Raw genomic sequence first — 13608 nt, 5'->3', positions numbered from 1 at the left:
GGAGAGAGGGCTTCTCGAATTCCTGATCCGGCAGAGGGCGTGTCCCGATGCCCCCATCAGGAGGACGAATTGCCATGTTTCAATCAGACCTGTTTCCAGCTGGCGAGCAGTTGTCGTCAGTGCCATTGGCCTACGCCATCGGCACCAGGATTGCCGAGCTTCTTGCTTCGGGACGTCATCTTACCCGCGCTGACATTTCCGGGCTGTTCGCCGACAAGACCGGCGTCATGGACTGGGGAAGCGCCTGGACCATCGACGACTACAACAACGCGGTCGAGATCGGCGCACTGCTCTGGCTGCGAGAGTCTTCTCGCATCGGTCTGGCGACAAGCATTCACGAAGCAGAAGCACGTTTTGACTGGCTCGAAGCAGCCTTGCCGCCGCGGCACGTTCGCAGCGAAGCACAGGTCGAGCTCCAACAATTCTCGACCCCGCCAATGCTGACCTGGCTGATGGCAAAGGCCGCAGCTGTCTCTGCGCAAGACACCCTACTCGAGCCGTCCGCAGGCAATGGTGCCCTTGCACTTTGGGGCAGCGTTGAGAACGCTTCGCTGCTCCTCAACGAGATCGACCCGGCAAGACGAGACAGCCTAGGCCATATCTTCCCCACGCACGCAATCACTGCGCATGACGGGGAACTGATTGCCGACCTGAATCGCGGTCCTGTACCGTCGGTCGTGTTGATGAACCCGCCGTTCGCCCGCAGCCAGGAACGCGGCAAGGATGGCGAGACGGCGCAGCGCCACCTTCGTAGTGCAATCCGAGCCGCTGCCGCTGGTGCGAGGATAGTCGCCATCATGCCCGAAGGCTTCGATGCTTCCGCTTTCGCCAAAGCACAGGACGAAACGTCGCTCCTGCTCAATGTCCGCTTGGAGCAGATGTTTCGCCGGACAGGGACGGGGATTGCCGTTCGCCTGGTCGTGATCGACAAGGTGCCTTCTGCGCCTGAGCCAGCGATCACCGGAGATACCTGCGACCTGATCGCGCTCCACGAGCTTGTCACCGCGCTTCCGCGCCGCGCGCAAACATCCGCCAGCCTCCATCGCCTGTCAGTCGGAAAGCCAGTGCGCCTCGTTGGCAAGACTTCGACCCGACCTACGCCGGTTCGACCGATGGCGCCGTTCGCCTCGACACCAGCAGCCACGGCGAATGCGATCGACCTTGCCTATTCGGTCCTCGCCGACCCCGCGCCTGTGCCCGAACAGGCAGGCATCTACCTGCCTTACCGCCCCAGCCGCATCATGTTCGAGGATGCGCCGGTTCATCCCACCCCGCTCGTGGAATCGGTCGCCATGGGTTCGGTCGCAGCACCCCAGCCGGACGTCACACCGCGCCTTCCCGCTTGCTGCCAGGCCGAGGGCCTTCTGTCCGAAGCGCAATGCGAGACACTGGTCTACGCTGCCCAGGCATTTGCGCGCGATCTTTCGGGTCAGTTCAAGGTGAGCCAGGAAGGCACCTCGCTGGAACTCTCCGAGGACGGACACTCCTACCGCCAGGGCTTCTTCCTTGGCGACGGGACCGGAGCTGGCAAGGGTCGCCAGATCGCGGGCGTCATGATGGACCGCTGGCTCTCGGGCGAACGCCGCCATGTGTGGATCACCAAGAACGAGGCACTGCTCGAAGATGCGCGCCGCGACTGGGAAGCGCTTGGCGGGCTCCCGCTCGATATTCAGCCACTCTCCCGATGGAAGCTCGGAACTCCAGTGACGATGCCCGAGGGTATACTGTTCGTCACCTATCCAACGCTGCGTTCGGGACGCGCCGAGGACACGAGGCTCGATCAGATCCTTGCTTGGGCCGCCGAAGATTTCGAGGGCGTGATCGCCTTCGACGAAGCGCACGCCATGGCGAACGCGCTCGGCTCCTCTTCCAGCCGCGGCAACACCAAAGGATCGGAACAGGGGATGGCAGGGCTCAGGCTTCAGAACCGCCTGCCGCGCGCTCGCGTGCTGTACGCTTCTGCTACCGGCGCGTCTGACATTGCCAACCTCGGTTACACCTCCCGGCTTGGCCTGTGGGGACCCGAGACCGCCTTTCCGACCCACGAGGCGTTCATGACCGAGATCCGAGCTGGCGGCGTTGCGGCGATGGAACTCGTCGCCCGCGACCTCAAGGCCCAGGGGCTCTATCTCGCTCGCGCACTGTCCTTCGCTGGGGTCGAGTACGAGATCCTTGAGCACAGCCTGACCGAAGCGCAGGTGCGGATCTACGATGCCTATGCCGATGCCTGGGCGATCATTCACCGCAACCTCGAAGCTGCGCTCGAAGCAACCCGCGTGGTCGACGAGGACAGCGGCGATACGCTCAACCGCAATGCCAAGGCTGCAGCGCTGTCGATCTTCGAAGGCACCAAGCAGCGCTTCTTTGCCCAGCTCCTGCTTTCGATGAAACTGCCGAGCCTGATCCCCGCGATGGAAGCAGAGCTTGGCGAAGACCATTCGGTAGTCGTGCAGCTGGTTTCGACCGCGGAAGCCATGCTCGACCGACGCCTCGCCGACCTCACCGTGGAAGAACGCGAAGCGCTCGATATCGATCTGTCCCCGCGTGAATACGTCATCGACTATCTCGCCAAGAGCTTTCCGGTGCGATTGATGCAGGTCTTCGCCGACGAGGAGGGTAACCTGCGTTCCGAGGCAATGAGCGACGAGGAGGGCAATCCCGTTTTCTGCCCGCGCGCCGTCGCCGCGCGCGATGCGCTGATCGAGCAGCTCTGCGCGCTGCCGCCCATCGCAACAGCACTCGACGCGATCATCGAGCACTTCGGAACCGACGCCGTGGCCGAAGTCACGGGTCGGACCCGCAGGCTTGTACTGGGCCGTGATGGTCACCAGCGTCTCGAACGGCGAAGCCCCAGTGCCAATGTCGCCGAAGCGCAAAGCTTTATGGAAGGCACTAAGCGCATCCTGGTCTTCTCGGACGCTGGCGGCACGGGTCGATCCTACCATGCCGATCTTGGCTGCCGTAACCAGCAGCGCCGGGTTCATTTCCTGCTCGAGCCGGGCTGGCGCGCCGACAACGCCATCCAGGGTCTCGGTCGCACGAACCGCACCAATCAGGCCTCGGCCCCGCTGTTCCGGCCGGTAACCACCGACGTGAAGGGCGAGCGCCGCTTCATCTCGACCATTGCGCGAAGGCTCGACGCATTGGGCGCGCTAACGCGCGGCCAGCGCCAGACGGGCGGTCAGAACCTGTTCGACCCGGCCGACAATCTCGAAAGCGACTATGCGCGCGACGCGCTCAGCCGCTGGTTCCAGCTGCTCTACGAGGGCAAGCTCGAAGCCACGAGCTTCGCCAACTTCGTCGAGCGCACCGGCCTCCGGCTTGAAAATCCCGATGGCGGATTGACCGACAATCTCCCGACGATCCAGCGCTGGCTGAATCGCATCCTCGCGCTTCCGATCGCGCTGCAGAATGCCATATTCGAGGAATATCTTGGCCTCGTCGAAGCACGGATTGAAGCCGCGCGCGAAGCTGGAACGCTCGACCAGGGGCTGGAAACCGTGAGGGTCGATCACTTCACGGTCCTCGCCGATGAGCTCCTGCGCACAGATCCCGTGACCGGTGCCGAGACCCGCCTCGTCTCGCTCGAAGTGACAAGGCACCTTCGGCCCCTAAGCTTGCAGCGCCTGGTGCGGATGCACGAGATCGGCAGCTCACACGCGATACCGATGCGCAATACCCGCTCGGGCAAGGTCGCACTGTCGGTTCCAGCCCGGCGTCTCATCGCCGACGACGGCGCCGTAATCGAACGTCGGCGCCTGCTGCGCCCGCTTAACTCCGTAAACTGGACACTTGAGGCACTCGGTGAAAGCCACTGGGAGGAAATTGGCGTCACCGCATTCACCAGTACCTGGCGGGCCGAGGAAGAAGAGGCTGCCGCGTCACCGGTGACCGAGCGCGTCCATCTCGCCACCGGACTGCTGCTTCCGGTCTGGAAGCGCTTGCCCGGCGATCATGTCCGCGTCACCCGGCTCGTTGCCGAGGACGGCCAGTCGATCATTGGCCGCGAAGTGCTCGATATCGATCTCGCTGCGATTGCCGAGACCTTTGGTCTTTCCGGGGTTACCGGACCATCGGCAGAGCAGATCGGCGACCTGGTCATCGCCAGCGGAAAACCGCTGGGCCTTGCGAGCCACGATCCACTCACCGTGAAGCGATCGCTGGTCGGCGGCGAACAGCGCCTTGAACTGACCGGATTTTCGCCGGATCGGCTCGACTGGTACAAGGGCAAAGGCTGCTTCACCGAGATCATCCGCTACCGCACGCGCCTGTTCGTCCCGGTGTCGAATGCCTCGTCGGTTCTCCCCGCGCTTGCCGCCTGATCCCTCGGGCAGACCCCAATCTCAGAACGAGAGTGGAGGGAGCCCTTTGGGCTTGTGGGCCTCGTGATCCTCACCTGCGCCTTCATTCCATCAGGAGAACACCCATGATCCAGTCGATTCCCTTGAAGAAGCTCGTCCCGAGCCCGCTCAACGTTCGCAAGGCGAGCGACGTGCTGGCCGACCTCCAGCTGCGGGCAGACATCGCTGCGCGCGGCCTGTTGCAGAACCTTGTCGTGCGCAAAGGAAAGCGCGGCAAGTTCGAAGTCGAGGCCGGCGGTCGCCGTCTCGCCGCGCTGCAGGCGTTGGCCGGAGAGGGCACCTTGCCCGAAAACCACGAGGTTACCTGCCTCGTCATCGAAGGCGAGGAAAGCGAAGTGCGCGAGGCCAGCCTTGCCGAGAACTTCCAGCGTCTCGCGATGAACCCCGCCGACGAGGCGCAGGCCTTCGCTTCTATCATCGAGGCAGGGGCTACCCCCGAAGACGTGGCGCGCCGCTTCGGCCTCACCGTCCGGTTCGTCGAAGGACGTCTGCGCCTAGCCTCTCTCGCGCCTTGCGTCTTCGAAGCGCTCGCCGAAGGCACGATCACGCTCGATATGGCCAAGGCCTACGGCGCTATCTCCGACGTGGAGCGCCAAGCTAATGTCTATGCCGAGCTGCAGGACGCCTGGTACCAAATCACGCCCGACACGATCCGCCGCATGGTGCTCGACGCAACCGTTCGTGGCTCCGATCCGCGAGCGGTTCTCGTCGGACGCGATGCCTACCTCGCCGCGGGCGGCCGGATCGAACGCGAACTGTTCGACGACGATGCCAGCGAGAGCTGGATCGATATCGCGCTGCTCGAAGACCTCGCGCACAAGGCCATGGAAGAAGCCGCAGAAAAGGCCGCGCTCGGATATGGCCTTGCCTGGGTGCGCCCGACCCTTGGCAACTATGTCAGCCACGACCTTGTTGAAGGTCTCGGTCGCTTGCCCTGCGAGCCTGCGCCGATGACCGAACAGGAAGCTCAGGAACTCGGCGAGCTCGAGGCCGACTACGACCGCGTCGCCGCTGTGCTCGAAGACGAGGACAGCGACGAGGACGAGGTCGCCAAGGCCGAGAAGGAACTAGTGGTGATCGACCGTGCCATGCGCGTGCTCAATGACCGGCCGCCGGTACTCGCCGACGAACTGAAACCGGAGGCCGGCGCCTTCCTCGTCCTCTCGCGCAATGGCGAGCCGACCCTGGTCCCGCAGTTCTACACCGAGACCGAGGTCATCGCTGACGAAGGCGTGGTCGAGGCCATTGAAGAGAGCGGTGCGGCTAAGCTCAAGGGGAGCTCGCTTTCCCAGCGCCTGCTCGACGAACTCGCAATGCAGCGCCGCGACATCCTGGCAATCCATCTCGCCAACGACCCGGCACTAGCGCTCGACTTTATGGTCTTCACGCTCGCCGATGCCGATGGGCACGACTGGCGCGCCAAGAAAGCGTCGACCCTCGTTGGCTCGGTCGCGTCCGGGCCTATCGCTGGGTTCGAGGCGAAGGATGCGCCGGCGAGTGCCGCGCTTGCCGAGTTCGCCGGGTCGCTCGATGAAAGCTGGCGTGCGGGTGAAAGCGATGTCGAGCGGTTCGCGAAATTCCGAGCGCTTTCCGACGAGGCGCGCTCAGCATGGCTTGGCCATGTCGTCTCGCGCACTCTGGTTGCCAGCCTTGCCTGCGAAGGCGAACGATCGGTGCCGATGCACGAGGCACTCGGCTCGCTCCTCGAAATCGAGACCGCGCATTGGTGGCGTCCCACGGCGAACAACTACTTCGACCGGGTGGCTAAGGCGCGCACGCTCGAAGCGCTCGACGCCGCCGGCGGTCCCGAACTCGTCAGTCGTTATGCCGCATCGAAGAAGGCTGAGCTTGCGAGCGCTGCCGAACGCATCTTCTCGGGCAACTTCATTGGCGAGCCCGAGGTCAAGGAACGGGCGCTGGCTTGGGTTCCGACGATCATGTGTTTCGCCGGTGCCGAGCAAGTCGCACCGATTGCCGCCGACGGCGAAGAGTCGGTCAGCGAAGACACCGCTGGTGAAATTGCCGAGCAGGCTGCCTGACCCCTCCTGACAGGTCCATGCCACTCGGTGGGCGGTCCGTCCCTCTCGGGATGGGCCGCCTTTTCCATGTCAAATTCTGGACCGTTTGTAGTTTGCCGGCTTCTGTCAGAAAGTAGTGGCAAGCTGCCTTGGGCGGCTGTCAGGTCAGCCCGCTGGTGTTAAGCAACTGGTCCGAACGACGGGATCAGGACTTGCCCTTCAAGGCGCCTGCGGGCGTTGGTGGCGCGGGAGCAATGTTTTCAGTGTCAGGCCGCTCGATCATTGGTACGAACAGCGCGTTTTTGGGGCATCTGCTTCCTTCGGGTAAATTCACGAAGCTTCCCGCTGTTGCTCTCGGAAAGTAGAGATCTTCACCGTAATCCACGGTCAGGCCAAATGCCTGCAATCTATCGCTCCCTACAACCAGCCGATCTGATCCGCCCCGGAACACTGGCGTGAAGTGCTCGCTACCGACCGTCAATACCAAACAGCGGCCGTCAAGTCGTAAGATGCCAGCAGTGCCACCCATTCCGGCCGACGTAGTGCCTTCCGGCGGATCGACGACATACAGGTTCTCAACAATCTGATTGTCTACCGGATCGGATAGCACCCTATTTTCTTCCATCCCACCTGGTTGGCATGCTGCGACTGATACGGCCAGCAGAATCGAGGCGAACCCTTTAGTCATCAGTTCACCGCCACCGCACCGGTCGTTGTCAGAATCGTGCCAGCAGCATGATCGTTAATACGGTCAATCGGCATATAATATGCGGGGCAACTCTGGTCGCCCGGCATGACACAAGGTCGATCATATCCGTCTCCACGATCGCGCACGGATCCTATGAGAACGATCCCCGCCGCCTTCACCTGATAATAACCTGCTGTCGAATTCCACACAGGTTCGGTGACCGCCGGCCCGCCGCTGTCCCCACCGTTTGCCAAGACCATGTAGTCCTGACCCTCGACTTTCACGTATCCGTAGTATTGCCGCGTGGAGCCATCGTCCAATACTTCGACGGCGGTGGTCGAAGACGCTGTGATAAGGCCACAGGTAATTCCGGTGGTCTGGCCGCCGAGGCATCGTGTCTGACCGGCGGCATGGTTGTAATTCTGCGTGTTAGCCGAAGACCCAAGCACCGCTCCGGTGACCTGCGAGTAGCCGCCCTCAATCGGATAATTCGGGTTTACGTTTGCCCAACTCTTGTATTCCCAGCCACTCAGCGTTTTCTGATAATAGTTCCCGCCTCGATTGTTCCAAAACCAGACATATGGACCAGGCTTAATTGTTCCAGTCCGCACCTGGCGATAATCATAGGATCGACCCGAATTGTTGAAAACGAACCGGTCAACCTCCGCAGGTGTGACCAGCGTCACGGTGTGTCCGTCAGGATATTTGTATGCAGCATTGCCTTGGCAATGCCCCGAGCTAGCGGTCAGCATCCCATCCTGCCCGCTGCCCGTTCGGATCGAAAACGCATACGTGCAGGTCGGGGTGCCCGTGCCCGGAGCGGGAAAGAACTGCCAACCGCCGTAAAATACATCGCCTGATCGTGCGCCAGTCTGCACAGTTTGAGGCTTACCTCCCGGAACGAACCGGACGACCGATCTTAAATCCGTTGGGAGTGCGGGCATGAGTTTCTGCCCGGCGGTTTCGGTAGCACTGATTTCGAACTTGTCTGTGCGAAAGTCATAGCCCACCGTTCCGGGCAACTTCATATTCGCGAGGGTATCGGCAATCCGCCTGTTCAGTACATCGAGTTCGCTGACGGTATATTTGCTTCGCTTGACCGCTACATAGCGCCGCAATTCCTGCGCCACCATCTTCTGCGCATCACCAACCGGTACATCGCGCGCAATTACGTAAGTGACCCTATAGTTCGGCTCATGGTCGATGAACACACTGACGAAATCATCGCCGAACGCCTCTACAAAAGAAGCAGTACTCTCGGTAATCTTTTCGTCTAGCGCAAGTCTTTGCCTAGCCTCAAGCTCCGAGAGGCCGAAGCGCTTCGCCAGATAACCAGCTCCGGGTGCCTTTTGAGACTTGGATACTTCGACGGGAGCCGAATCCGCTGCCGGAATCTCCGGTGGCCCGGGAGGTTGTTGTGCAAGGAGACTCGGACCCGCGAGTGCAGTTCCAAGAACAAGAAGGCTCTTGAAAATTTTCATGCCAGACGTCCCATGTTTGCGTAGTGGCAACCGTATTGGTCGCGGCATTCAACTCAAATGAACGTAAATTCTCCATTACGGTTCCATGCTTTGGGGTAGTCGGGTGACGTCTGAAAAAGTTCGGTATCGTAGAGTCGGCGGGATAAGCATGGAATTCGCTCGCACATCCTTGGCAGACTTTGCCTAAATATTTCCCGCATCCATCAAACTCGGAAGTGATATCGATAAATTTGGCTGCGTGTCTGCCATCGGTGCAACGGTTGGCGCGACATTAGGGTTTCGAGGGTTTGGTTGAGAGCGCAAATTTGCCACTCTAAGGGAGCGGCAGCTTTCGGGGAAATTGCCAGTGGACGCGAACGGCTGAGTACAGGGCGCCAAGCGGCCAACAGGAAACGAGAGGGGAGGGAGCTTTGCTCTTCCTGAGCCGGGGCATGCCCGTCCCGGCGATCAGGAGAGCTCCCATGACCAAGTATCGCCGCACTGCTTCGACCTCGCCAGCTGAGCGCATCACTGCCGCCATTATCGAAAAGCTTGAAGAAGGCACCAAGCCTTGGGTCAAGCCGTGGCGCGGTGTGTCAGTCTCGCGACCCTTGCGCTCCTGCGGAACGCCCTATCGCGGAATGAATACCTTCTGGCTATGGATGGTGGCCGATGGCTGCGGCTACGCCTCGCCATACTGGATGACCTATCCCCAGTGTCAGGCGCTCGGCGGACAGGTCCGCAAGGGCGAAAAATCGACGATCGCGATCTTCTACAAGAGCTACACCAAGGAGGTCGAGACCGCAGACGGCGCAGCGGACACCGAGAACCGGCGCGTGCTCAAGGCCTATGCCGTGTTCAACGCGGATCAGTGCGATGGCCTTGCTGCATTCTACCATCCCAAGCCACTCGTTGCCGCGCTTGAACCCGAAGGCCGCGAAGCCCGGCTCGATGCCTTTTTCGGTCAAGTGGGCGCCAACCTGCGCCATCAGGGCGCGCAGGCCTACTACGAGCCGCTGCGCGACCGCGTGACCATGCCGCCAGCAGAACTTTTCGAAGCCTACGACCACTACTACGCTACACTCGCACATGAACTGTCGCACTGGACGGGGCATTCCTCGCGGCTCGGTCGCGATCTCAAGAACCGTTTCGGCAGCGACGCCTATGCTGCCGAGGAACTGATCGCCGAACTTTCGTCGGCAATCCTCGGCGCTGAACTGGGTCTTCCGGTCACCCACCTCGATCATCATGCCAGCTACATCGCCTCCTGGCTAAAGATCCTCAAATCGGACGAGCGCGCGATCCTCACTGCTGCGGCCAAGGCCGAGGAAGCGGCAAGCCTGCTGCTCAAACTGGGTGGTTGCCAATCCCACGAAAGCAAGCCCGACATCAATCTCGCTGATGCAGCCTGAGGAGCAGAGAGATGGGACGTTCAGTCAGCTATCCGACCGGCTCCGTAGTGGCCTTTCGCCTGCTTGATGAGGGCGAAAACGAAGATGTCGACTGGGTCTACGAGTGCCTCGTCGACGAGGTCATCGATACCGCGAAAGCGGCCTTTCCTTCCTTCGAGCGCTTCGACGGATGGCGCGGGCGCGAGGATCGCATTCTCCTGCGAAACGCCTTCGCTGATTGCGGCGTTTCGACTTATTGCGGGCTCGCGGCGATCTGGCTCGCCGAACGCGACGATGCCCGGTACTGGGAGGCCGATTTCTACAACCCACGAGCGGCGAGGGCACGGCACTGGCTCGACCAGGTGTCGGCAAGGTTCATCGAATTGTTCGGTGAGCTGCGCATGGTCGGGCGGTTCTCGAATGGCGAAGCGATCTTCGAGCGCTCCCGATCCACCTGCGACACCGGGTCCTGATCCTGCCTCATCCCTCTCCGCCGGGAGAGGCCCTTGGGCCGGTCAGGGCGCGCCGCAACCTGCGGCCCGTCGGCCCGTGTTGCCCGCGCCAGCCTAGGGCCGCAGGTTTCCCGCTGCGCGGTGCGTCACGCCCCTTTTACCGGCCCTGATCGGGCTCCGGCGGACAGGGCCGAGGCAATGGTGCCTCCTTTCCTTGTTCCCGCGATCAGGAGACACCCCATGTACGACAGCTTCATCGACCAGTTGAGCGGCCTTGACCTTTCAGGCCTCAGCATCAGGCCGGCGCGATTCAGCGAAACCGACTTTCCCTGCGAGGACGCGATCGAGCAGACGCTTGGCGCCGTATGGTCCGACCTCTTCGCGATGTTTTCCGACACGGCCCTGGAAGCTGACGCCGAGGACATTGCCTGGGGCGTGGTCAATCTCTTTCACCGTGCAGCCAGCCGCAAGTCGGCTCAACTTGATCGGGCCAGCGACGAGATCCGGGTCCTCCTCGCATCAGCCGACGGGTCCGAAGTGCATTCGAGCAATCTTGAAGAGCAGGTTGAGCGCGCGCAGGCTGCCGAAGCGAGCATGCTGGCCTTCGAGCAGATGCGCGAGGCTGCGGCAGCACTATACCGCGATGAGACCGGCTCCTCTTGGAAGCCGGTTTCCGGCTCGCGCACGAGCCATACGCGCCACCTTACCTCGGCTGTGATCGATGCCCGCGATTTCCTTCGCGCACGTGCTGAGAACCGGCGCCACGCCCTGATCCCGGAAGGAACTCCAATCGTCTTTGCCGGTGGTCGCCAGAGCTTCGAAAGCGCTGAGGACGCGCGCGTTTATGCCGACAATATCTGGGCAACGCTGGACAAGGTTCGCGATGCGGTTCCCGATCTCTTCCTGGTCCATGGCGGCGACGGCAAGGGTGCCGATCGCCTGGCCGCCAGCTGGGCCGAACGCCGCGAAGTCCAGCAGCTGACTTATTCGCTCGATCGTCGTCTCGGTGCCCGCGCCGGGTTCAAGCGCAACGAGCAGATGCTTTCGCTGGGTCCGCGTTATGTCGTCGCCTTTCCGGGCAATGGCGTGACCGAACGGCTCGTCATCGATGCCAAGGCACGCCGGATCACCGTGGTCGATCGTCGCGGCCCCTTGGGCACATCTCCCGGGTCCTGAGGGGCCCTTGATCATCTGCATCTGAATTGCCTGGATGTGCATTCGGCGCCGACCCGACTATGGACCGGTCATGCAACTTGACGATCTGCTGCAGCGCTACTTTGCCACCACCGACCTCTCCGGGGTTTCTCCCGATACCTTTGCAGCCGGCATTGAGCATTGCCGGGTCGATCTCGGCCTTGAGAAGGACCGGGGCAAGCGCTTTGCACTGTGGTCGTTCTTGCACATGTTCGGGTCTGCCCCCGATCTCGACGTTGCGTTCGAAAACGAGGAAGACCGGGAAGCAGCCCGCAACTTCATGGATCTTCTGGCGGCATCGGAAGGCGATGGAGCAGGCTGATTGCAGCAGGGTATTGGCACCTTCAGGCCCGCACCCGATACCCATCCGGCTTTCTTCGCGAACAGTCCTGAACCAGGTCAGCTGAGGACAGCAACCCGTTCCTTGCCGGCCGTGTTAGCAGCTGCGCTGCCTGCCCGCACCACCCGTCATGAACAGGTTCCCCTTCGGCCCTTCAGGCCTGCGGTGCAGTCCTCCCATGTCCTGCTTCTTCTGGATGTTCGCAAGCCGGAGATGGTCTCCGGTTTGAGGAACCGAAGGAATACACCCATGACCAATATTGCAATCCTCACTGGCCGCATCGCTCGCGATCCCGACACCCGCGAGACCAAGGGCGGCACCAATGTTACTGGGATCACCGTCGTCACCGATCGACCGCTGCGCGACAAGGACGGCAAGACCTACAAGGACGAGAACGGCTACACCGCCAAGGAAAGCGAGTTTCACCGGGTGACCTGCTTCAACGGCCTTGCCAAGACCGTCGGGCAGTACTGCTCCAAGGGCCAGCTGGTTTCAGTCCAGGGCCGCATCCACTATACCCAGTGGGAAGATAAGGACGGGGTTACCCGCTACGGCACCGAAATCCTCGCGGACAAGGTCGATTTCCTCTCCCGCGGCAGTGGTTCGAGCGACGACAACGAGAACACCGACGCTCCCGAGATCGACTGAACTCTCCCGTCGGTCTCCCTCCCGAAGGGGTCCTGTCTTAGCGGACAGGACCCCTTTTGTTTTTCCTACTCTTCCGATGACTGTTCGGTGCGAGAAGACGATCGAGCCGGTGGAACCAGCTTCAGTAGAGACGCCTCTTCGCCGAGCTTTCCAAGTTCTCCGGCAACTCTTGCGAGCGCCTTCTTCGAGAAGGTCTCAAGTCCTGTTCCCAATATGATGCGGCCCAGTTCTAGGGCGGCTTGCTCCTCAAGTTGTTTCTGGCGCTCGGCAAGTGCCAGCCGGTCGGCCTCGAGTTTCCGGAGTGCTGCGACAGCGCTTCGTTTGGTTGGCATCGGGGTTCCTTTCCTGCACCCCTCGGTGGATCCTCCCTTCGATCAACATGCACCCGGGCACAGCCTGTAGGAAAGTCCAATCGCGCGGGTCGTCCCTTGCACTCCATAACGGAGCGGGGGAGGGGGCTGGCTCACCGAGTTCCAAGGGTGATGGGCATAGGGCCGGCGCGTCAAGGACGGCGGGGCCCCACCATTTTGCCTCCCCTGCGCTTTGCTCCGGTCCGACAAAATCGTTGCCCCCACCGCCGCTTCGCGGTCGCCCTCAGGGCGATCCCTGACCCGCCGGCCCCATGCCCCTCCGCCTGTTTCCTGTCGTCTCAGCGACAGGTTTCAGGAGGATATCATGACTGCACTCAGCACCTTGGACACGAACGCGCACAGCTATTTCGAAGCGCTTGCAGTTGCCGAAAGGCGCGCCCTGCACAGTTTCTTCGACCAGCACGTGGTGGAAGATGAAGACCTGGGCTACTTCGCCCTGGACGAGGGTGACTACAACGCACTGCCTGCGCATCTCGCCAGCCGCGTGGTGCACACGGTCCATGGAGCCATGCTCGACGAATACTGACGACCAAACGAGGGCAGGAGCCGGTGACGGTTCCTGCCCTTTTTTCGTGTTCGCTGGCACTGGAGCGGGGCGAAAAGCGGAACGGGGCTGGGGTCGCGCTCGGTCCCGCCCCGCCTTCGGCGGTGCTCCTGCGGGCGCGGCCTTCTTGTTCTGGGCCCC

At 61.9% G+C, this 13608-nt stretch carries 11 protein-coding genes; 8 read left to right on the top strand and 3 right to left on the bottom strand.

From position 1 onward, the window contains the following. The first annotated feature begins 74 nt into the window (after positions 1–74). Entirely contained in the window at positions 75–4322 is a 4248-nt protein-coding gene (locus AB1K62_RS04555) for a strawberry notch-like NTP hydrolase domain-containing protein (protein WP_322295529.1), read from the top strand. 104 nt (positions 4323–4426) lie between these two features. Continuing rightward, the gene (locus tag AB1K62_RS04550) at positions 4427–6400 is read left to right on the top strand and encodes a ParB/RepB/Spo0J family partition protein (protein ID WP_322295528.1); all 1974 of its coding nucleotides are present in this window, start codon (positions 4427–4429) and stop codon (positions 6398–6400) included. 184 nt (positions 6401–6584) lie between these two features. Here the strand turns inward: AB1K62_RS04550 and AB1K62_RS04545 are convergent, their stop codons facing one another. Continuing rightward, positions 6585–7067: a hypothetical protein gene (locus tag AB1K62_RS04545; protein ID WP_322295527.1), complete on the bottom strand. Its 483-nt coding sequence runs from the start codon at positions 7065–7067 to the stop codon at positions 6585–6587. Further along, complete coding sequence (locus AB1K62_RS04540; protein WP_367001575.1) at positions 7067–8548, bottom strand: hypothetical protein; 1482 nt, start codon at positions 8546–8548, stop codon at positions 7067–7069. The genes AB1K62_RS04545 and AB1K62_RS04540 overlap by 1 nt, the downstream gene beginning before the upstream one ends. Positions 8549–9009: 461 nt before the next feature. On the opposite strand from AB1K62_RS04540, the gene AB1K62_RS04535 reads away from it, so the two are divergent. The 5 genes from AB1K62_RS04535 (at position 9010) to AB1K62_RS04515 (ending at position 12552) form a co-directional block, all read left to right on the top strand. Continuing rightward, the gene (locus AB1K62_RS04535; protein WP_322295525.1) at positions 9010–9939 is read left to right on the top strand and encodes a zincin-like metallopeptidase domain-containing protein; all 930 of its coding nucleotides are present in this window, start codon (positions 9010–9012) and stop codon (positions 9937–9939) included. 11 nt (positions 9940–9950) lie between these two features. Next, complete coding sequence (locus AB1K62_RS04530; RefSeq protein WP_322295524.1) at positions 9951–10391, top strand: hypothetical protein; 441 nt, start codon at positions 9951–9953, stop codon at positions 10389–10391. A gap of 219 nt (positions 10392–10610) precedes the next feature. After that, the gene (locus tag AB1K62_RS04525) at positions 10611–11546 is read left to right on the top strand and encodes a DUF2493 domain-containing protein (protein WP_367001573.1); all 936 of its coding nucleotides are present in this window, start codon (positions 10611–10613) and stop codon (positions 11544–11546) included. Positions 11547–11616: 70 nt separating this feature from the next. Continuing rightward, positions 11617–11886, top strand: coding sequence for a hypothetical protein (locus tag AB1K62_RS04520; protein ID WP_367001570.1), 270 nt, complete (start codon positions 11617–11619; stop codon positions 11884–11886). A 267-nt stretch (positions 11887–12153) separates the two neighbouring features. Beyond that, positions 12154–12552 carry a single-stranded DNA-binding protein gene (locus AB1K62_RS04515; protein ID WP_322295522.1) on the top strand — a complete coding sequence of 133 codons (399 nt, stop codon included), beginning with the start codon at positions 12154–12156 and terminating at the stop codon, positions 12550–12552. A gap of 65 nt (positions 12553–12617) precedes the next feature. Here the strand turns inward: AB1K62_RS04515 and AB1K62_RS04510 are convergent, their stop codons facing one another. After that, the gene (locus tag AB1K62_RS04510; RefSeq protein ID WP_322295521.1) at positions 12618–12884 is read right to left on the bottom strand and encodes a DUF6437 family protein; all 267 of its coding nucleotides are present in this window, start codon (positions 12882–12884) and stop codon (positions 12618–12620) included. Between the two features lie 343 nt (positions 12885–13227). Here AB1K62_RS04510 and AB1K62_RS04505 point away from each other — a divergent pair, with 343 nt between their 5' ends. Continuing rightward, a complete protein-coding gene (locus AB1K62_RS04505; RefSeq protein ID WP_322295520.1) occupies positions 13228–13449 on the top strand; it encodes a hypothetical protein in 222 nt (73 codons plus the stop codon). Positions 13450–13608: the final 159 nt, after the last annotated feature.

The organism is Parasphingorhabdus sp. JC815 (assembly GCF_040717415.1).
GTDB lineage: Bacteria > Pseudomonadota > Alphaproteobacteria > Sphingomonadales > Sphingomonadaceae > Parasphingorhabdus.
The sequence above is the reverse complement of the archived record's forward strand: the minus strand, read 5'-3'. Positions and strand labels throughout refer to the sequence as shown.

Coding starts and splice junctions, on each gene's coding strand:
- AB1K62_RS04555 (WP_322295529.1), top strand. CDS start 75: ATGTTTCAATCAGACCTGTTTCCAGCTGGCGAGCAGTTGTCGTCAGTG.
- AB1K62_RS04540 (WP_367001575.1), bottom strand. CDS start 8,548: ATGAAAATTTTCAAGAGCCTTCTTGTTCTTGGAACTGCACTCGCGGGT.
- AB1K62_RS04505 (WP_322295520.1), top strand. CDS start 13,228: ATGACTGCACTCAGCACCTTGGACACGAACGCGCACAGCTATTTCGAA.
- AB1K62_RS04515 (WP_322295522.1), top strand. CDS start 12,154: ATGACCAATATTGCAATCCTCACTGGCCGCATCGCTCGCGATCCCGAC.
- AB1K62_RS04510 (WP_322295521.1), bottom strand. CDS start 12,884: ATGCCAACCAAACGAAGCGCTGTCGCAGCACTCCGGAAACTCGAGGCC.
- AB1K62_RS04520 (WP_367001570.1), top strand. CDS start 11,617: ATGCAACTTGACGATCTGCTGCAGCGCTACTTTGCCACCACCGACCTC.
- AB1K62_RS04535 (WP_322295525.1), top strand. CDS start 9,010: ATGACCAAGTATCGCCGCACTGCTTCGACCTCGCCAGCTGAGCGCATC.
- AB1K62_RS04550 (WP_322295528.1), top strand. CDS start 4,427: ATGATCCAGTCGATTCCCTTGAAGAAGCTCGTCCCGAGCCCGCTCAAC.
- AB1K62_RS04530 (WP_322295524.1), top strand. CDS start 9,951: ATGGGACGTTCAGTCAGCTATCCGACCGGCTCCGTAGTGGCCTTTCGC.
- AB1K62_RS04545 (WP_322295527.1), bottom strand. CDS start 7,067: ATGACTAAAGGGTTCGCCTCGATTCTGCTGGCCGTATCAGTCGCAGCA.
- AB1K62_RS04525 (WP_367001573.1), top strand. CDS start 10,611: ATGTACGACAGCTTCATCGACCAGTTGAGCGGCCTTGACCTTTCAGGC.